This is a genomic window from Calothrix sp. CCY 0018, assembly GCF_963920925.1.
Taxonomy (GTDB): Bacteria; Cyanobacteriota; Cyanobacteriia; order Cyanobacteriales; family Nostocaceae; genus Rivularia.
Genome location: NZ_CAWUDI010000032.1, coordinates 88,506 through 108,727 on the forward strand (window position 1 = coordinate 88,506; position 20,222 = coordinate 108,727).

Consider the following 20,222-nt stretch of genomic DNA (forward strand, 5'->3'; position numbering starts at 1 on the left):
AGTTTTCATGAAGATACTATGGTTTTTTCATGATGCTTGTTGCTTTTTATGGTAGAGTCTTGACACAACGTTCGATAATCTATTATTAAGTACGGTGGGTTCAAAAAATCTGTCAAGAACTGCTGTTATTTAGGAAAAATTGCCTTTCATACAGTTTCAAGACTATAGAAGGTTATTGAATCTAAAATCCCTACCGCCTCGGCAAGTTCAGTGGAAAATCATTCCGCTTAATCTATGGATTGGGCATATTTATGATTTTCCAGCCGTTAAATTTTGTAAATTTTCTAGCGTTCAAATTTGAACTGCGGCTTTAAAATCATTGGATAAGTGATAATTATAAAAGTAAAAATTTACACCCTTAGTATTTCGGTTTAGCTATCCCTATTTTCAGCTAGCAGAGAAAGACGTAAGTGTAATTTCGTAAGTTTTTATAAATTTACGAGCTTTTCCATAAGTCATAGATAACAGCTATTCGTGACTGACATGGCTTGGCTACAAACTATAGTTTATTGCCTATGCATATAATAAAAATGATTGTTTTTAAGCTCGATAAACCTGTTTATTGCCCGTAATCACTCTCTTTTGTTGCTTTTTTGGGCACTCTTACTCAACCAAGAGTTTAAATTTTAGTTAAGATATCAAATATCTTTTTAGTCTCTGGAACCTTTATATATAAAGTGGTTTAAGGTTTTATGTAAGTAGTGCAAGGCATTATAAACTAAAAGCACATTGCATAAACCAAAAAGACAATACCCATATGTTTATAGAGTCTGAAGTGTCGGTGTATTGCTAGATGCTACTGCCTAAAGGTTCTAAAGAAAAAGTTCAGACCCCTCTGGATCGAAGCTAACTTCACAGGTTTTAATAATAAATAGATTCTGTTTTTAGTTCAGCTTGCAAGATACAAAACTTTAAGAGCAAAGCATAACAAGCAATGATAAGCGGTCGTACAATGTTCATTAGATAATCAAAGTTTTTAGAACTCAACCAATCTAAAAATTTATTATTCAAATAAATAAGGAATTTGTTTTTATGAAAAAACTGTAAAAATATTGAATCGTAGTAGAATGTAATTGTTGATACAAACCAAAGGGCAATCCCCCTAAACACTTGCAATGTTAGAGGGAAACTCCCAAGGTTAGTCGCACATCGAAAAGCAAACTAAGCATCACTGTAGAACCTTGGCGGGGATATAACCTACAACGATGCCTTACTACTGACGGCAACATATATAAATTATGTCACATCAATTCAGTTTCCTACAAGTTTTTGCAGGATATAAATCCTTGCAATGCAAAATATTAAGTACGTGTAGGTTAGGAAAAGAGTTAAAAATTTTACGCGCCGATTTACGGGTAGAATGGTGTCGGCGAGTTGAAATTTTGTTGCAGACGGATATTAGTAAATTTCAAATTGATATCTGTAAAAGATTAATATTTTTTCAGCAAATGTCCTTCTGCTGGAATATTTCAAGGTTTTTAATCATAATTTGTAAATTGTGTCATCTTCCAATTGGTAGACTTAAGCATTTTAATAATCAATATATTCAATGGTTAAAAAAGCTTCTACCTCAGCTTTCGAGCTACGAGGATGATAGTTATATATTTGACACTCACATAGTTGTATCGCTATGTAAATATTTGTTGCAATTGGGATTTTTAAACAAACGGCAATGCATCTACGAATTGCAAGCAGTTGAATTGGTAGAGGTAGGGAAATGATGCAGGATGTATTATCGCAAGAGCAGCTATGTAAGAAAATTATCGCGACTCTAGGTGAAAGCCTTATAGAGCAAGATATACAAGGCTGCTTGAAGGAAATAGAAATAATCGAACCAAAAGTAGCAAAGTTATTTTGGCGATCGCCCGAAGCAAAACCCGGTATTTATATCGTGCTTGCGGGTAAAGTTCGACTCCTTGATGATTCGGATAATTTAATCGCAACCGTTGCTTCTGGTGCATCCTTCGGCGAACAAACTTTATTTGGCGAGCAGAATTTTCTTAGCTTAAGTGCAAGGGCTTCAACTTCTTTAAAACTTTGCTTTGTAAGCGGTGAAGTACTGCAAGGCTTAATGGCAAAATATCCTCAAGTTAAAGAGCGTCTTTACAGACGTGCGGAATTTTGGGATATATTGCTGCTGTGCCGTCAGAATTCTCAACTATCGCGCAGTTGCTCCACGGAGGAAATGTTCAAAGCTCTGTGTTTATTTGAACGGTACCGTATTCAGCCTGGGGAAAGCACCATACAGCTATTTGAGGATAATCAATTGTTGCTGCTACGAGAGGGGGAACTCAAAAATGGCGCAAATTTAACTTTAACTCCAGGGAATATTTATAAAGATACAGATACCGATGGAAAATGGGAACTAACCAAACCAACTATTGCCTATAGTCTCAAAGGTTCAAACTTACAGTTAGCTCTTGAAGAGTGGAATGAGTTGATAACCTGGATTAATCCATCGGAGCAAATCTCACCTCGTGAATTTCGTTCTAGAAAGCAGACTAGTAAAATATTGCCCAAAACTCAGGGAGAAGCTCGCGATGGCAAAATTATTCCATTCCCTTCTCGCTCAATTCAAAAACAGAAAGCTAAACCCTACTTCCCCAGCCCCAAAACCAAGGCTAAGCATATTTGGGAACGCTTAAGCAAGCAATATCCTTTCTTTGCTCAACAAAGTGCTTCTGATTGTGGGTGTGCTTGTTTGGTAATGATTGCCAGACATTGGGGTAAACGGTTGGCTGTTAATCGCGTGCGGGAGATTGCCAATGTTAACCGCAGTGGTGCATCTTTACGAAGTTTGGCAGCAGCAGCCGAAAGTATTGGCTTTGCCAGCAAACCTGTAAAAGCCAGCTTTGATAAATTCACACAACAGTCTTTACCGGCGATCGCGCATTGGGAAGGCAAGCATTACATCGTTGTCTATGAAATCAATCAAAAGCACGTTATAGTTTGCGATCCTGCGATCGGACAACGTAAAATTCCTCATGCCGAGTTTAAAGAAAAGTGGACTGGTTATGCATTGTTGTTGCAACCGACACTTGGGCTAAAAGAAGCAAAAGAAGAGACAGGAAGCGTTTGGAGATTTTATGAATTAATTAAACCCCACTCCAAGGTATTGTTTGAAGTATTCATGGCTTCGATATTGCTGCAAGTATTTGGCTTAATAACGCCGCTATTTACGCAAGTATTATTAGACAAAGTAATAGTCCAAGGTAGTATATCTACTTTAAACGCCATTGGTTTGGGGTTATTAATTTTTGGTTTCTTCAGCATTGTAGTTAATGCGGTGCGGCAATATTTATTATTCCATACTGCCAACCGCATTAGCGTCGCCATGCTCGTAGGCTTTCTCAAACATACTTTTAGCCTGCCTTTGTCTTACTTCGAGTCGCGTTACGTCGGCGATATAACTTCCCGAATTGAAGAAAATGAAAAAATTCAGAGTTTTCTAACTGGCGAAACACTTTCAATACTTTTGGATTTAATTACCATTGTTGTCTATCTAGCTGTAATGTTTTGGTACAACTGGCAGTTGACATTGTTAACGCTGTTAATTGTGCCGCCATTTTTTATCTTGGCTTTTGCAAGTACAAGTATTCTACGGCGCATGTCTAGAGAGATTTTTAATGCAGGAGCCGAGCAAGATAGCTATTTGATTCAATCGCTCACAGGTATTCGTTCGGTGCGAAGTATGGCGATCGAACATACAGTGCGCTGGCGTTGGGAAGAACTGTTAAACGATTTAATTAAGAAAAGTTTCCGAGCGCAGATTATTGGTACTCGCTTGCAAGTTATTAGTGGGAGTATCGATACCGTCATGAGTGCGGGATTGCTATGGTATGGAGCGTACTTAGTTATTCAGAATCAACTTACCATCGGACAATTAATTGCTTTCAATATGTTGATGGGTAATGTTATCAGTCCTTTTAAACGACTTTCAGGAGTATGGAACGAGTTTCAAGAAGTTATGATTTCTACCGAACGCATCAACGATGTGTTGGAAGCAAAACCAGAAGAAGATTTACTTGCATCCCCCCGCAGACATATTTCTAAATTAGCCGGACATATTCGCTTTGATAATGTCACATTTAGGTATCACTCAGAAAGCGAAATTAATGTATTAGAAAATCTCAATTTTGAAATTCTCCCAGAGCAAACGATCGCCGTAGTTGGACGTAGCGGCTCCGGAAAAACTACCTTGTCAAAACTGATATTAGGTTTATATCCTCCGACAGAGGGCAAAGTTCTAATTGACGGTCATGATGTATCTAAAATTTCCTTAAAATCCCTGCGTCGCCAAGTAGGTGTAGTAGACCAAAATACCTTCTTATTTGGTGGAACTATTCGGGAAAATATCAGTGTTGCTCACCCTGAAACTTCTTTAGAAGAAATTGTCGAAGCAGCACGTATGGCTGGAGCGGATGAATTTATCCAGCAATTTCCGATGGGTTATGAAAATGAAATCGGTGAAGGAGGAGGAATGTTATCTGGAGGACAGCGGCAACGTATAGTAATTGCCCGTGCTTTATTAGGCAATCCTCAATTATTAATTTTCGATGAAGCAACCAGTAGTTTGGATGCTGAAACAGAACGGATAATTCAAAACAATTTAAAAACAATTCTTAAAGGACGTACTAGTTTAATCATTGCTCACCGTCTCTCTACAGTACGCAATGCCGATTTAATCCTAGTTTTAGACAAAGGCGTATTGATCGAAAGCGGTACCCACGACGAATTAATTAACAAAAAAGGTCATTATTACTATCTCAACCAGCAGCAATTAGCAGCAGCAGGGTGATGGGGAGATTGGGAGATGGGGTGATGGGGAGACAAGGGGACAAGGGGACAAGGAGATGGGGAGTTAGGAGTTATGAGTTAGGAATTGATAATTGATAATTGGTAATTGGTAATTGATTATGCCGAACACACAGAGAAAGGATGAATATCAAGTTTATACTCCGCCTCCCTATGAGGAAGATACAAAGGAGCAATTATCATCTGAGGTTGTAGATGATTCCGAAAAGTTGCACTACGGCACGGAGGAACTACTTGATGCTTTACCAAAAGTCTGGAGTCGTTCTTTACTCTATGTTTTTGTGAGCTTTCTCGCTGTTGGATTACCTTTTTCGATGGTTGCTACAGTTGATGAAACTGGTAGCGCTAGAGGAAAGATAGAACCTTTAGGAGCAACTCGTAAATTAGACAGCATAATTGGCGGTAGTGTTAGTGCTGTGAAGGTAAAAGAAGGAGATAAAGTCAGAGCCGGACAGATTATTTTACAATTAGATAACGATACAGTTAAGCCAGAGATAGAACGAACAAAAGAAAAGTTGGCGGGCTTAGAAAATCAGGTATCGCAATTACAACTGCTCAAGAAACAAGTCGAGTTGACGGTTAGCACTCAAGAGCAGCAAAACCAGTCTCAAGCTTCAGAAAAGAAAGCCCAGGTTAATCAAGCTATTCAGGATCTGAATGCCAAACAAAGTACTTATAACCTGCAAAATTTAGAGAAACAATCATTAGTCAATCAAGCCAAACAGCAGATTCAAACTTTTCTTAACGAGCGTAAATCGGCGCAGGCTCGTTTAGATATAGATAAAAACCAAGTCGAGCGCTATAGCAAACTTTTAAAAGATGGTGCAGTTTCCGCTGCCCAAATTGACAATCTTAGAAAAGAACAGCAAGAAAGCAAACGATTTTACGAGAAATCTGAATCGGATATAAAACAAGCTCAATTGCGTTTAGCTGAAGAAACAAATCGCTATCAGACAACAATGAATCAGTTGCAGTCTGATATTGAACAAGCCAAACTGCGTTTAAGCGAACAGAAGAGTAGTTATCAAAGTGCAGTTAATGCCGGAAAACTCGCTCTGTTAAAGACTCAAGAGCAAATCAAAGATTTACAAAGACAAATAAACTCGACGAAATCCGAAATCGCTCAAACTACAAGTGAGATAACTTCCTTAAATATTCAGATGCAACAGCGAATAGTGCGATCGCCAATTGATGGCATAGTTTTTGAGTTGCCTGTAACCAAGCCCGGAGAAGTGTTACAACCCGGACAAAGAATAGCCAAAATTGCTCCTGAAAATAGCGGTTTTGTTCTCAAAGCGAATATGCCAGTTAAAGAAACTGGTTTATTAAAAACCGGAATGCCGGTAAAAGTTAAGTTTGATGCCTATCCTTTCCAAGAATATGGAGTTGTACCTGGAAAAGTCATTTGGATTTCTCCAGACTCGAAAGTAGAATCAACATCTCCAAATAGTCCAGAAACTTATGAATTAAGAATTGCACTTGACAAGCCTTATATAAAAAATGGTTCTCGCCGTATCCCCTTAAACCCAGGGCAGACAGCAAACGCTGAAGTAATTGTTCGTCAGCGCCGTGCGATCGATCTTCTTTTAGATCCATTTAAGAAGTTGCAAAAAGGAGGATTGGAATTATGAGGAGATGGGGAGATGGGGAGATGGGGAGATGGGGAGATGGGGAGATGGGGAGATGGGAGAGAGGGGTAGAGGGTAGGGTGTTCAAGATAATGCCCTCACCCCGCCCTGAAGGGCACCCCTCTCCCAAGCTTGGGAGAGGGGAAGGGGTGAGGGAGAAAGGTTATGGTTGTTACCGGCATAAAACTTGTATGAACGAAGCACGCGGAAATTCTATCAAAGTCAACAGCCTAGGTAGAGGGGGTAGAGAGGGAGATAAGGAGAAATTTAAATCCTTAACTCTTAACTCCTAACTCCTAACTATTCCCAATGTCCAATTACCAATTACTAATCATGAAAAATACTTTATCCATATCATCTGAAGATGTAATCCATCATTTGAAAATGTCTTGTCAAATTCCCGGTGTCATCGAGGGGATAGCGACTCGAAAAATTATTGCCGATACTGCTTCAAAAGCAGGTATTACGGTTGAGGAGGATGAATTACAGCAGGAAGGAGATAGGCTGAGGTTTGCAAAAAAACTTGTTAAAGCTACAGATACTTGGGCTTGGTTGAAAGCTCATCATCTTTCTATAAATGATTTTGAAGAATTAGCCTATAAAAATCTACTTTCTCAGAAGGTGGCGCATCATCTATTTAATGATGAAGTCGAATCTTTCTTTTATCAAAATCAACTTGATTTCATAAAAGCAGCTACCTATGAAGTTTTTTTAGATGACTATGACTTGGCTTTGGAACTATTTTATGCAATTCAAGAGCATGAATTAACTTTCCCGGAAATTGCTCGCGAATATATTCCAAATCCAGAATTACGTCGTGCTGGTGGGTATCAAGGAATTCGACACCGTAAAGATTTTCGCCCAGAAGTTGCGAGTAGTGTATTTGCTGCTACTCCCCCGGAAATTATTAAACCAATTGTGAGTTCTAAAGGTGTTTATCTGATTTGGGTTGAAGAAATTATTAAACCACAATTGAACGAGCAGTTACGTGAAGAAATTATTGCTGATTTATTTGATGCTTGGTTGAAACAACAAATCCAACAGATGGAAATTTCAACTTCACTTGAGTTAAATAATGACAACCAAGCATCTCCAGATTCGTTAATGCAGGCTTGAGCAGCTTATGGAATTTATAATTTTTCAAAAAAGATTAACTGTAATACGGAGTAAATCAAATTAAGAGCAACAAAAATTCCAACAAATTCATTTTTAGCACAGACAAATAGATTATTTCAGAAAATATTTGTCTAATTTCAAAAACATATTTCACTTTAGAAGAGTAGTTTAATTCAAAAAAACAATATTAAATGTCTGTAAGGTAACAGCTTTGTTAACCTTAGATTCTGCTGTTTTAATTAATAAATAAACTATAAAATAATCGTATACAATAATAGGTTTTTGGTGCTAAATAATAAAAAATATTTATTAAATGAAACTGTAAAAACGCTTGCTTTTTTTATTAAAAACAACTATATTATAAATGTGAGCGAACAGAAGATGTCTCGCCACGATAATTCCCAGATACGTATTAAGAAAATTCCCAGGAGAATCTCATGAATATTTTAGATTTAAATCAAATTGAAGTAGTTGAAGGAAATCAAGTAGTTGGTGGTCACGGCGGTAAAAAAGACGACTATAAAAAGAAGGTCGAAAAGGCTATTGCGAAAGCTAAAGCTGATGCTATTGCATTCGGTGACAAGGCAGTAGCATTAACCTCTACTTCCACCACAGCAGTTGCTGGCGAATTCGCTGCTTCTGATTCTAAATCTTTTGCTGCTGCTTTGAACAATTTTAAGAAGCATGACTAAACGTTTTCAATTTTCATAACCTTCTGTAAATAATTATTTAAAGAAGGTTGTTTATAAAGAGGATTTGACTAAATAGACAGTTGATGATCTTTATAAATTGATAAATTGTCAAAAATATCGCTGAAAACGCTTATAAGTTTTCAGCGATACTAAAATCTCAATAGGAGGTCTTATGAGCAAATTTAAAATTGCCGACCTCAGCTTTTGTGAAACAGAAATTAATGATAGCGAAAAAGTAAAAGGTGGAGCTTCAATTTCGGAGTCTCTCGCGCCTTACCTTAGCTATCATAAAGATTTTTATTTTCCTAATGCAAAATCAGGATTCAAACTTGCAGAAAAGTCATTAGCTAAATATGGCTATAAAACAAGTTATTTCTATGATGATGCAACAGGCGATTTTGCTATTGTGGTATCAAAAGCATCTGGTAATGGTAAAGCTTACTCTGAAGCATCAAAAGGCTACACTTCTAACGGTATAAGAAATAGTGCAAAATCATTTGCAGCCGCTTAAAGTCTCGCCAAACTCAAGTCTCTGAAATGTTCATTGCTTGGTTTTAATTTCATAAGCTATTAAAAAGATTTTAGACAAGGCTTTTTAATAGCTTATGCTTATTGCTTTTTGAATTTTCTAAAATTTTATCTAATACTTTGTCTGTAAGGGCAGTATAAGATGATGTAATTGTGTTTAATAAAAGTTGAGATAGTTATGACTAATCATCGAGTTATTACTAAATGGATTGTATCGCCTGATGGTAAAGTTATTGCTGAAGCCAAAAGTACAGCCTCAGCAGTTGGCGATCGCACGGAAATTCACCAAAGTGTTTCAGTTGATCAACATAGTGGTAGTTGTAGTAGTTCCTCGTCATCTAGCTCTAGTAGTTACAGTTCTTCAAGTAGTTCGGTAGCTAGAGATAGTGAAGAAAAATAGAGTTAATTGGCACGGGGATTAATATTGTGTTCGATAAAGAGAATCTAGCAAAAAACAGTTCCCAGGAACTTAAGAAGTTGGGTTAAAATTTCTCGCACTTTGATCGCGAATAACCCACAAGCAGTCAAGAAATTTGCTCAAGACTGCAAGCAGGGTATGATTGCAAAAATGCTGTGTTCTTTTGGTAAACAGGTTTTTACAGTTGCATTTATTTACGTCGGCAGCGTTTCATGATTACGGCAATAATACCGCTAGATAGCAGCAAAGCTATATTAGCTGAAGGCTCGGGAGCTTTAACTAAAACTCTGTTTCGCTTAAATTCAACCAATACCAAATTTGTGTCGTTAGCAAAAGTACGCTGGTATGAACCTTTTACAGAAGCTTCTAAAGATTCTTTCAATCCACCAAAATTAGGATTAACAGATTCTTGCTTGAACTTGACATTATCGCTTGCTTGCAGTGCAACAAAATCGTTGTCACCTTCGGTAGTTAAATTTCCGATCAAATCGAAATAGTCTAAAAGAGTGTTGTTGTCAATATCAAATATCAAGAAAGATATATGACCACTAGCCCTAGCATTTTCGGAAGGAGGATTATCAATCGATGTCTTTAACTCTAAATCCGCTATAAATTTAAAAGAAAAACTAGTATCTGCCTTTATTTGAAAATTACCTATCAATTCAGATTCACTTTTTGCAAGAGCCAAATACTCTTGATTTTCACCAAACGCCTCAGCGGAATTGAAGTTAGCTCCAGTTGCCGGAGATTGTAAAAAAATTGCATTTGCTGCGGCTGTTGCCTGTGCAATTCCATTTTGCTCAAAACTCAAAGCATTGGTATCTGTAGAAGCTAAAACACCGAAAGGAGGCGGGCTAGAATTTGAAAATTCAAATTCTGCGGTTGAGGAAGCAAAAGTAGCAGCTCTACTTGGTGAAATAGCCAAAACCGAACTGGCTAAGACGGGAGCAGCAACGAGAATCAACTTTTGAATCAATTTGTGTTTTGTATTCATATTGTTTCTTTAAAAAATTTGCACAATAAATTTTGCTGACTAACGAGCATTAGCATTGATAAATTCCTCTGCTAAGGAAATTTCGCATCATGCCTTTTAGTCAAAACACCGTATATCGCTTCCGTAAAACTATTCTTTTACAGACACAATAATTACAAATCTGCCAAACACCCAAATATCAAAAAAACTACTTAAGTAACAATACTAAAGTATAAATTGATGCAAAAAATAAAGTTAATATGAATACAACTTAAAAATTCTTCTTCTCAGTATATGCCAATGCAGATCGCAGCCCGGTAAACGAGTAGAAACTATTAAACAATCAAAAAAAAACCTTGACTTCAAATGAAGCCAAGGTTTTTGAATTATTTAATTGAGAAATGTCCATGCTTGGTTTAATTATGACAAAGCGGATATATTTTTTATGTATTGCTCTGAAATGCTTAATTTATCCGTTATGTCCGATTTTGCATTTATCTCTTTGAAAAATATTTATCTAATTTTCTAAAGATATAATGCGTACAAATAATCTAAGTTTAAAATCAGTAGTTTATGAGAAGATTGACAATACTTTTGTATTGTAATTTAGACAAGATTAAAGTAACTTCAAATGCTACTGTTTTGTTCTTAGCTATTAATACGGTTTAGCTGCGGAATCTGCACCAGAAGCAGTTTTATAAGAAGTCTTAGTTCCTTCTATAGCTGAGGCATAACCTGCGTAATAGGCAGCACCGTATTTAGGAGCCGCAGTAGCGCCAGTAATAGTCGCAGCACTAGTTTTATCACCAACGCCAACAGCTAGTACAGAAGCTTTTGCCTTCCCTGGTTTAGCTTTGACACTTCCTTGTACAAAAGTATCAGGTTTACCTCCGATAATTTGATTATCAGACTCTACTACTTCGCAGATTTCTAAATCATTAATATTCATGGACTTTCTCAACTTAAATTTCTTTTGATTGAATTACCATAATAATTTTAGCAATAAATATAGAATTAAAGCAACCGAAATATCTGCTATATTGCTAGTTTTATTTTTAGATAAAGAAGTCTTATGCTTTATGCTATAAATTGTTAATTATTAAATAAAAGAAACGTTGAAATTATTATTTTTATGTACATAATTATGAATCACACTTTTAATATATTTTTTATTCGTAACAATCAAATTAAATTTTTGATTGTGTTTGTAAATCTATATACAACGATATTTTATAATATTTTTATTATTTAATTGATGAAAAATATCTTAAAGCAAGTTAAGTAACTTATTAAAATTTATGTTGATGTGTAGCTGTTTTAAAGTTAGTATAAATACTTAAGCGTTTATACTGGCATTTATTTTAAGAATAAAAATTGCAACAAAAAAGTTTACGTGTTACTAGCTAAAAAAATATCTAGAGATTACGTATAATTTATTTAAAGCTTTTAAAGGCGAATATAGTGCTTTTCAGATGATTGAGTCTAATAACAGCAGAAACCTCACCCCCTCGAAGAAAAAAGGGTGAGGTTTGTTAAAATCTATTGCGCTCAAACGAAAAACGCTATATAGATACCAGTCAGCGAGGTAATTTTGGCAAATAGCAGTTATTGACTCGCTTGGGGTTTCGGCGTACCGGGAATAGTAATATCGATGGGCATTACCTGCGATGCTAGTTGCGTCAACGGTGGGTTAATCGCGGTTTGATTTCCTACTACCAAAAATACTAACTTATCTAACTTGAGATGTTCTTTTGCAACTCGCTGCACATCTTCTACCGTAGTGTTTTCAACCTGTTTTTGATAGGTAAACAAGAAATCTTTAGGATAACCGTAATATTCATAGCGCATCAAACGCGATAAAGTTTGAGCGGGATCTTGGAAATTGAATACGAAAGAATTCAAAGTAGATTCTTTAGCAAAGGCTAATTCTTGAGGAGTTACTGGTTGAGTTTGAATTCGCTTGATTTCTTCCTCTACAGCTTTGACAAACTGTACTGTAGCATCACTACGTGTTTGTCCCCCGGCAATAAACATACCGGGATAATCGAAGCGAGGACTCCAGTAACCGTATACTGAATATGCTAAACCTTGGCGCGATCGCACTTCATTAAACAATCTGCCACCAAAACCATTCATTACCCCATTCATTACATCTAATTCGGGGTAATCTTCACTGGTGAATTTTCCGCCGATATGTCCGATAAGTACGTTACTTTGGGTTAACTGCGGTTGATTGACAAAAAATACTCCACCTGTTTTCGCTTGAGATACTTCTGGTAATGCTGGTTTTTTGAAGTTAGGGTTAGCTTTCCAATTACCGAATGTTTTCTCAATCAAGGCTTTCATCTTAGCAGAATCAAAATCCCCTTCAATGCCCAAAATCATATTGTTGGGATAGTAATACTGCTGATAGAAAGTTACCAAATCATCGCGAGTAATATTATTCAGCGATGAATATTCGGGGATGCGAGCGTAAGGGCTATTCTCACCGTAAATCAGTTTTTTAAATTCCCTTCCTGCAATATCATCCGGGCTATCATTACGACGCGCAATAGCACCTTTCATTTGGGTTTTTGCTAACTCCAACTGATTTTCAGCAAACGCGGGTTGTTGCAATACTTCAGCAAATAACCCAAAAACTGTATCTACATCTTCGCTAAGCGCTCCAAAAGCAGCGGTACCAGAAGTATCGCCAATATTGGTTTCTACCGAAGCCGCTCGTTGCTCCAACATTTGATTAAGTTCATCAGGAGGATGTTTTACAGTTCCTCCAGTACGCATCACTCCACCAGTTAACTCAGCCAAACCAACTTCATTATTTGGTTCAAAGCGAGAGCCAGTATGAATTAAAGCGCTACCATTAACCAACGGCAGTTCATGATTCTCCATCAAATAAACTATCATGCCATTCTTAAGCTGGTACCGTTCGTATTCAGGTAGCTTAATTTCACCTACTGGCTTGAATTCCAAGTCAGTATAATGCTTTGGTGTATATTTACCCGGCGTTACCTGCTGTGCCATTGCACTAGATAAGTCAAAGCTTACCAGCACAAAAGTAAGACACATCAGTAACGAGTAAAGCAATCTTTTCACTTTTTTGTTGTACCTTATTCTTTTAATCTTCATTTTCTCTCTTTGTTGGGCATTGGGCATTGGGCATTGGGCATTGGGCATTGGACATTGGGAATATAGCGCTTTTCATTTGAGTGCAATACACTTGGCGAACCTCACCCCGCCGTACTGCTTCCCTCTCCTTAACAAGGAGAGGGGAAGGGGGTGAGGTAAAAATGTATTCTATCCAACTGAAAACCGCTATAGTTAGGAGTTATGGGATTTTATATTTTGGATTAACAGAGTTAGGAGTTAAGAATTAGGAGTTTAAATTTTTCTCCTTGTCCCCACCCCATCTCCCCATCTCCCCATCTCCCCATCTCCCCATCCCTTAACTACCTGGCTTCTTCGGCAACAACTTACCGACGGTGCGATTTTCTGCAACGAAAGTCTCTTTGGCAACGCGCATTACATCTTCTGCGGTAACTGCTTCAATTTTTTCTAACTGCTCAAATAAATTCTTCCAAGAACCAGTTTTGACTTCGTATTCTAATAACTGCTGCGCCATACCCATATTGGAATCGAGGGAGCGCAATAATCCGGCACGAGCGTTAGTTTTGACTCTTTCCAACTCTTGAGCGGAAACTGGCTGTGTTTTTAAAGCTTCAATTTGCTCTGTTAAGGCTGCTGCTACTTCATCTACTGTATGCCCCGGTGCGGTTAAAGCATAAAACAGCATTAAGTTAGGATATTTATCTCCGGGAAACCCGCTAAATCCTTGGGCTGCAAGTGCTAATTGCTTCTCTTCTACTAAAGATTTATACAGCCGCGAAGTACGTCCGTCGCTGAGCAAACTACCGATAATATCGTAAACTGCATTATCTACGTCATTTAGACTTGGGCGGTGATAACCTTCTAAATACCAAGGTTGAGAAGGTAGATTTAAGGTAAATTCTTTTTCTTGAGTTTGTTTTGGCTCTACTGCAAGTTTTTGCTCTGGCTTGGGTTTAGCTTCATAACGCCCAAAATAAGCTTCTGCCATTTTCTTGACTTCAGCAGGATTTACATCTCCAACAACGGCAACTGTAAGATTACTCGGTACATAATATGTATCGAAAAATTGCTGTACGTCTTGCGTAGTTAAATTGCGAATATCTTTGTCATAACCAATCACCGGACGTTTGTAGGGATGTTTTTCAAAAGCAGTATCATTGAACTTTTCAATCATTTGCCCGATGGGGGAATTATCTACGCGCATCCGTCTTTCTTCTAAAATTACGTCTTTTTCCTTAAAAAACTCGCGTCGGAGTTCGGGATTAAGAAAACGTTCGGATTCCAGAGACATCCAAAGTTCTAATTTATTGGCAGGAAAGCTGTAAAAATATTTGGTAGCTTCCGTAGAAGTTGTGGCATTTAAACCTACACCCCCGGCTTGTTCGACAATTCTACCAAGTTCATTTTGGTTTACCGTATTGCGAGCCTGCTCTTCTATTTTTTGAAACTGAGCTTGCAGTTGAGCAACTTTATCTTTTTGCCCTGCTGCTTGCGCTTGTTGAATTTGGGCTGCTACTTTATCTAATCTATCCAGCAACTTTGTTTCTTTGGCGTAATTTCTAGTACCAATTTTATCCGTACCTTTAAAAGCCAAATGTTCTAGAAAGTGGGCAACACCAGTCTTTCCCTCGGGTTCGTCAACGCCGCCAACATCGGCATAAGTAACAAAAGAAACTACGGGTGCTTGAGGTCGTCGTAAAACAATGAACTTCATGCCATTGTCTAATTTAAACTCCGTCAAATTTTCTACAACCCGATCTAAATAAGGTTGAATTGAAAATTGATTAGACTCGGCGGTTGGGGTTTTAGAAGGAGTTTGAGCAAATGCGACTTCTGGCAGAAACTCCCAACAAAAAACTAATGCCAAAAAAAGTGCGAATAGCCGACGTGAGAAATTTCCCATAATTTTCCTTTTATTTTCCTTTTAAACTGTATAAGAGTAACCTTCAGAAGCAATATAAACAGAATTGAACATTTTTACATCTCTCGCGTTTAAAAACAGTGGGATTATCTAGCTTTTAGTTTTTAGCTTTTAGCTTTTAGCGGTGGAGCTTTAAGTCTTAGGGGTTCATCATATCGCCATATACTTTCGTTCCGTATATTTTTAATTACGCAACACCGGATGGCGCTCAAGAGGGTGTAAGAATGCGTCCATAACTATCTGGGAACCTCTCTCCAAACCTCTCTCCTAGAAGGAGAGAGGCTTTGAAACCCCCATTCCCTCATAGGGAAGGGGGGCAGGGGGGTTAGGTTTCCGAGGTGCTGGAAGTAAAACTTAATACTTTTCAAACATCCTCTAGGAAAGTATTACAAATTACTAATTATCGTGCTATCTTCTGGATAAATTTAAAACCACTAAAAAATATGAATGCTCAAGGCTTAATCTTATATTAAAGATTTGCAGGTTATGGTACTTAATTGAGACAATAATGCTACATATGCAGTTCCAGAATCACTAAAACCAATAAAACTAATATTATGCGAGCTTTTAGATCCCCTCCCCCAGAAACACAAACACGCGATCGCATTTTGCAAGCAGCACAAAAGTTGTTTGCTGCCAAAGGGTTTGATGGTACTACTACCCGCGACTTAGCAGAAAAAGCAGGGGTTGCAGAAGGAACCTTATTTCGTCACTTCTCCAATAAAAAAGCAATTTTAGTCGAAGTTGCAACCGCAGGATGGGTAGATATCCTCACCGATTTACTCACCGAATTGAGCGAAATGGGCAGCTACAAAGCCGTAGCCCAAGTTATGCGTCGTCGGATGTGGAATTTACAAAAAAACGCCGACATGATGAAAGTTTGTTTTATGGAAGCGCAATTTCATCCCGACTTGCGCGATCGCATTCAAAAAGAAGTAATCGATAAAATGACTCACGTCGCTGAAGGCTTCTTTCAAACAGCAATGGATAAAGGAATCTATCGCAAGACAGATGCGAAACTCGTCGCTCAAGTGTTCTTAGGAATGTTTGCCGTAGCAGGCTTTTCCCACGAAACCCTGATGGAACCAGACGCTTCTCCCCAAGAAAAACAAAAGATGGCAGAAGGATTGGCTGACATATTTCTTAACGGTGTATTGGAAAAAGAGTAGTTAGTAGTTAGTGGTTAGTAGTTAGTGGAATAACCATCAACTATCAACTATCAACTACCAACCATCAACTATCAACCATCAACTAAGTACCTACGCAAAATTAATTGTGTACTGTCATTGCGAGGAACGAAGCAATCGCAAGGACTTGAACTTTTTAGAATGTTAAATTAATTTTGCACACCTACTTATCAACTACCAACCATCAACTATCAAATCTTTATTGATTTACCTTGCATAATCCATTGTTGTACAAGTTCAATAGCAGGGCATAAATCTCTTCTCTGGAGAGTTGCAACTTGCAAACGTAAAATTTGTTTGTGCAGACGATGGGGAGGAGTATTTGTCAACTGCATCACCGAAGCAATACCAGCATGAAGCAACAATCCACAATATTCTGTGCCCACAGCAGGAATTCGAGCCAAGTCGGCTAAAGCAACCCATTTATTGACATACTGGACATGAACCTGTAGTTTTTGTGCCAGTATCACCTTTTCCTCTAAAGTTTTTGCTTGTTTCACCAGACTTAAAGTATTTATAAAACCCTTATTTTTCAAATTATCAATTTCATCCTGCTTTAATCCCGGTAATTCTTCAATCGCCCAGTTTTTCTCTTTAATAACACTTACCTTAGCTTTTCGTTTAGGAAACATTTTTTTCAATTATCAATTATCAGTGACTAGTATTCCAGCACATAAGTTATGAAGGGTAAATCATTGTTCGTAGTAGCGCTTCAGCGCATCCGAATTCCGGAATCCGGAGGCGCTGAAGCGCTACTACAAACCCTTTAAAATTAATGTCGTGAAGTACTACTTAACAGCTAGAAGTAATTAAGGTTAAAGGTTAAAATTATCCTTGTCCCCTCTCCCCCATCTCCCCATCCCCCCATCCCCCCACTCTACCTTAATGCCCAATTCCCCAACCATGACTACCCCCAACTCACTCGCAAATACTTTACGTCAAAGGCGAGATAAATTAGCTAAATTAATCGATTTTCCGGCAATATTTTGGTCTGGAAGCCCTAGCCCGCGAAATTTTTCTGCAAATATTTTTCCTCATCGCCCTAGCAGCCATTTTATCTATTTTGCTGGATTACCTTTAAAAAATGCAGCAATTCGCTTGGAAGCTGGTAAATTACAATTATTTCTGGATAATCTGGCACCAAGTGGCGCTCTTTGGCACGGAGAAATGCCAACTCGCGATCAAATTGCCGAACAAATTGGTGCTGATGAAGCTTACCCGATGGCAGAATTAGAATCGCATTTAGAAGGTGTGGCAACAATTGCGGTACAAGATGCAACTTCATGGACGCAACAGTCACAATTGCTTGACAGATGGGTTTTGCCGCAACGTGCGCCGGAAAATATCGATTTGGAGTTAGCTAAAGCTGTTGCCGAATTGCGTCTTGTTCATGATGAAGCAGCTTTAAATGAAATGCGTCAAGCTGTTGCTGTTACTGTAGAATCGCACAAAGCTGGGATGGCAGCAACTTCCACGGCGAAAACAGAAGCACAAGTTAGAGCGGCGATGGAAGCAGTTATTATCGCGAATAATATGACTACTTCTTATAACAGTATTGTCACCGTGCGCGGGGAAGTATTGCACAACGAAAGTTATCAAAACTCCCTGAATCCGAATGACTTGCTACTTGCTGATGTTGGTGCAGAAACTCCGATGGGTTGGGCTGCTGATGTGACTCGCACTTGGCCAGTTAACGGTAAATTTTCATCTACTCAAAGAGATATTTATGATGTTGTTTTAGCCGCACATGATGCCTGCATTGACAAAATTATTCCCGGTGTTGAATACGAAGATATTCATCTTTGTGCTTGCAGGGTTATCGCCGAAGGTTTAGTAAATTTAGGTATTCTGCAAGGGAATCCCGAAGAATTAGTGAATACAGATGCTCATGCCTTGTTTTTCCCCCACGGAATAGGTCATTTATTAGGCTTAGACGTGCATGATATGGAAGATTTGGGAGATTTAGCAGGGTACGAAGCAGGAAGACAAAGAAGCGATCGCTTTGGTTTAGGTTATTTGCGTTTAAATCGACCCTTACGTAAAGGAATGGTGGTAACAATTGAACCAGGTTTTTATCAAGTACCGGCAGTTGTGAATAATTCACAGAATCGCGAAAACTTTAATAAATTTGTGAATTGGGAACGCTTAGCTCAATTTGCAGATGTACGAGGAATCCGCATCGAAGATGACGTTTTAGTTACCGACAATGGGAGTGAAATTTTAACGAAAGATTTACCGACAAGAGCGGATGATGTGGAGCAGTTAACAGTTCATTGCACAGAAACCGATGTTTAGTGGTGATGACGATGCAGTATGATTCGCTTTGGCTTCCGTATGCACAAATGAAGACTGTTCCAGCGCCGTATCGAGTAATTAGAGCAGAGGGGGTCAAACTCTACCTAGATGATGGCACGGTTCTCATTGACGGTATCTCGTCTTGGTGGTGCGTTATTCACGGATACAATCACCCCTACCTTAATAAGGCGGTGAGCGAGCAACTTGCAAAATTTGCTCATGTTATGCTTGGCGGACTCGTTAACGATGCAGCTATTCATCTAGCCGAAACGTTAGTCAGGATTACCCCATCTGGACTCAATCACGTATTCTATGGTGACAGCGGTTCAGTAGGGGTAGAGATTGCGCTAAAAATGGCTACTCAGTTTTGGCGCAATAAAGGGTTTGCTGACAAGAATCGTTTTGTAGCGCTTCGCGGGGGGTATCACGGCGACACCACAGGGGCAATGTCGGTGAGTGATGATGACGAGAGTATGCACCGATTGTTTAAAGGGGCCATACTTCCTCAGTATTTTGTTGATGCACCTGGTGGGGTAAATATAGAATCTGAAGAATGCCAAGCATCACTTTCTCAACTCGCCGAGCTTTTGAGAACGAACAATAGCCAGATTGCGGCGTTCATTCTGGAACCTGTATTTCAAGGAGCTGGTGGCTTTCGTTTCTATCCCCCCGAATATTTATTCCATGCCCGAAAACTGTGCGATGAGCATGGGGTGCTACTCATATTCGACGAAGTAGCGACAGGTTTCGGACGAACGGGAACCCTATTTGCAGCGGATCTTGCTAATGTCAACCCAGATATCATGGTGCTTAGTAAAGCACTTACTGGGGGATACTTTGGACTATCGGCAACTATCACTACAAGCCAAGTTTACGAGTCCTTTCTCGGTGACGATGCGGATCTCGCTTTCATGCACGGACCGACTTTTATGGGAAATGCGGTCGCCTGCGCTGTAGCATTGGCAAGTATCAACCTTATCGAAACCGAAAACTACCTAAGTAAAATCAAAGCTATTGAGCAAGTACTCCGTGAAGAGATACAGGGATTATCTGGAGCATCGCTTTGTGACGCACGGGTGCTTGGAGCCATAGGAGTCTTAGAGTTTGAATGTCCGTCGAACCTGATCGGATTTAGAGAGTTTGCTCTACAACGGGGGGTGTGGCTCCGTCCATATGGTAAGTGGCTGTACACTATGCCCCCATACGTGATTAGTGAAAAAGATTTGCGACAAATTACCGCAGTAATGAAGGAATGGGTGATGAAGTATTAGCCCGTGCAGACGGGCTTTGTTCCTATAGCACCAGCCTTCTAGGCTGAGTGTAATGTCAATTAGTAATTTCCATCTTAGATAGATGTAAAATCACTACCTCACTTATCGAATAAAGGTATTGAAATCAACCATCAAAATCATTTACATTTTTTAACAAAGAACAAGATTTGAATAATCAACAATCAATTGTTTGTAAATGATATATGACTTAGGCAAAGCCCCCCTTTTTAAGGCAGGGCTGTTTCATTCTAAAAAGGAAAATAATAATAGGAT

General features: G+C 38.6%; 15 protein-coding genes. 10 read left to right on the forward strand and 5 right to left on the reverse strand.

Going from position 1 to position 20,222, the window contains the following annotated elements:
* Positions 1–1,238: 1,238 nt before the first annotated feature.
* The 7 genes from ACM03V_RS22270 to ACM03V_RS22300 all read left to right on the forward strand — a co-directional run bounded on the left by ACM03V_RS22270 (position 1,239) and on the right by ACM03V_RS22300 (position 9,179).
* The gene (locus ACM03V_RS22270) at positions 1,239–1,721 is read left to right on the forward strand and encodes a hypothetical protein (protein ID WP_414622983.1); all 483 of its coding nucleotides are present in this window, start codon (positions 1,239–1,241) and stop codon (positions 1,719–1,721) included.
* Positions 1,721–4,798 carry a peptidase domain-containing ABC transporter gene (locus ACM03V_RS22275; RefSeq protein WP_414622998.1) on the forward strand — a complete coding sequence of 1,026 codons (3,078 nt, stop codon included), beginning with the start codon at positions 1,721–1,723 and terminating at the stop codon, positions 4,796–4,798. The genes ACM03V_RS22270 and ACM03V_RS22275 overlap by 1 nt, the downstream gene beginning before the upstream one ends.
* A 118-nt stretch (positions 4,799–4,916) precedes the next feature.
* Complete coding sequence (locus ACM03V_RS22280; protein ID WP_414622984.1) at positions 4,917–6,446, forward strand: HlyD family efflux transporter periplasmic adaptor subunit; 1,530 nt, start codon at positions 4,917–4,919, stop codon at positions 6,444–6,446.
* A 330-nt stretch (positions 6,447–6,776) separates the two neighbouring features.
* Positions 6,777–7,559 (forward strand): peptidylprolyl isomerase, encoded by a 783-nt coding sequence (locus ACM03V_RS22285; RefSeq protein ID WP_414622985.1) that lies wholly within the window; start codon positions 6,777–6,779, stop codon positions 7,557–7,559.
* Positions 7,560–7,996: 437 nt separating this feature from the next.
* The gene (locus tag ACM03V_RS22290; RefSeq protein WP_414622986.1) at positions 7,997–8,251 is read left to right on the forward strand and encodes a hypothetical protein; all 255 of its coding nucleotides are present in this window, start codon (positions 7,997–7,999) and stop codon (positions 8,249–8,251) included.
* 172 nt (positions 8,252–8,423) lie between these two features.
* Positions 8,424–8,762 (forward strand): hypothetical protein, encoded by a 339-nt coding sequence (locus ACM03V_RS22295; RefSeq protein WP_414622987.1) that lies wholly within the window; start codon positions 8,424–8,426, stop codon positions 8,760–8,762.
* Between the two features lie 195 nt (positions 8,763–8,957).
* On the forward strand, positions 8,958–9,179 hold the full coding sequence (locus tag ACM03V_RS22300) for a hypothetical protein (protein WP_414622988.1): 222 nt from the start codon (positions 8,958–8,960) through the stop codon (positions 9,177–9,179).
* A gap of 208 nt (positions 9,180–9,387) precedes the next feature.
* Here the strand turns inward: ACM03V_RS22300 and ACM03V_RS22305 are convergent, their stop codons facing one another.
* The 4 genes from ACM03V_RS22305 to ACM03V_RS22320 all read right to left on the reverse strand — a co-directional run bounded on the left by ACM03V_RS22305 (position 9,388) and on the right by ACM03V_RS22320 (position 15,178).
* Complete coding sequence (locus tag ACM03V_RS22305; protein WP_414622989.1) at positions 9,388–10,191, reverse strand: hypothetical protein; 804 nt, start codon at positions 10,189–10,191, stop codon at positions 9,388–9,390.
* A gap of 634 nt (positions 10,192–10,825) precedes the next feature.
* Positions 10,826–11,119, reverse strand: coding sequence for a hypothetical protein (locus ACM03V_RS22310; protein WP_414622990.1), 294 nt, complete (start codon positions 11,117–11,119; stop codon positions 10,826–10,828).
* Between the two features lie 656 nt (positions 11,120–11,775).
* Positions 11,776–13,296: a M16 family metallopeptidase gene (locus tag ACM03V_RS22315; RefSeq protein WP_414622999.1), complete on the reverse strand. Its 1,521-nt coding sequence runs from the start codon at positions 13,294–13,296 to the stop codon at positions 11,776–11,778.
* Between the two features lie 316 nt (positions 13,297–13,612).
* Positions 13,613–15,178 carry a M16 family metallopeptidase gene (locus ACM03V_RS22320; protein WP_414622991.1) on the reverse strand — a complete coding sequence of 522 codons (1,566 nt, stop codon included), beginning with the start codon at positions 15,176–15,178 and terminating at the stop codon, positions 13,613–13,615.
* Positions 15,179–15,753: 575 nt separating this feature from the next.
* Here ACM03V_RS22320 and ACM03V_RS22325 point away from each other — a divergent pair.
* Positions 15,754–16,365 carry a TetR/AcrR family transcriptional regulator gene (locus tag ACM03V_RS22325; RefSeq protein ID WP_414622992.1) on the forward strand — a complete coding sequence of 204 codons (612 nt, stop codon included), beginning with the start codon at positions 15,754–15,756 and terminating at the stop codon, positions 16,363–16,365.
* A 209-nt stretch (positions 16,366–16,574) separates the two neighbouring features.
* Here ACM03V_RS22325 and ACM03V_RS22330 read toward each other — a convergent pair whose 3' ends face one another.
* The gene (locus tag ACM03V_RS22330) at positions 16,575–17,015 is read right to left on the reverse strand and encodes a DUF4332 domain-containing protein (protein ID WP_414622993.1); all 441 of its coding nucleotides are present in this window, start codon (positions 17,013–17,015) and stop codon (positions 16,575–16,577) included.
* Positions 17,016–17,286: 271 nt separating this feature from the next.
* Here ACM03V_RS22330 and ACM03V_RS22335 point away from each other — a divergent pair, with 271 nt between their 5' ends.
* Positions 17,287–18,678: an aminopeptidase P family protein gene (locus ACM03V_RS22335; RefSeq protein WP_414622994.1), complete on the forward strand. Its 1,392-nt coding sequence runs from the start codon at positions 17,287–17,289 to the stop codon at positions 18,676–18,678.
* An 11-nt stretch (positions 18,679–18,689) separates the two neighbouring features.
* On the forward strand, positions 18,690–19,949 hold the full coding sequence (gene bioA / locus ACM03V_RS22340; protein WP_414622995.1) for an adenosylmethionine--8-amino-7-oxononanoate transaminase: 1,260 nt from the start codon (positions 18,690–18,692) through the stop codon (positions 19,947–19,949).
* Positions 19,950–20,222: the final 273 nt, after the last annotated feature.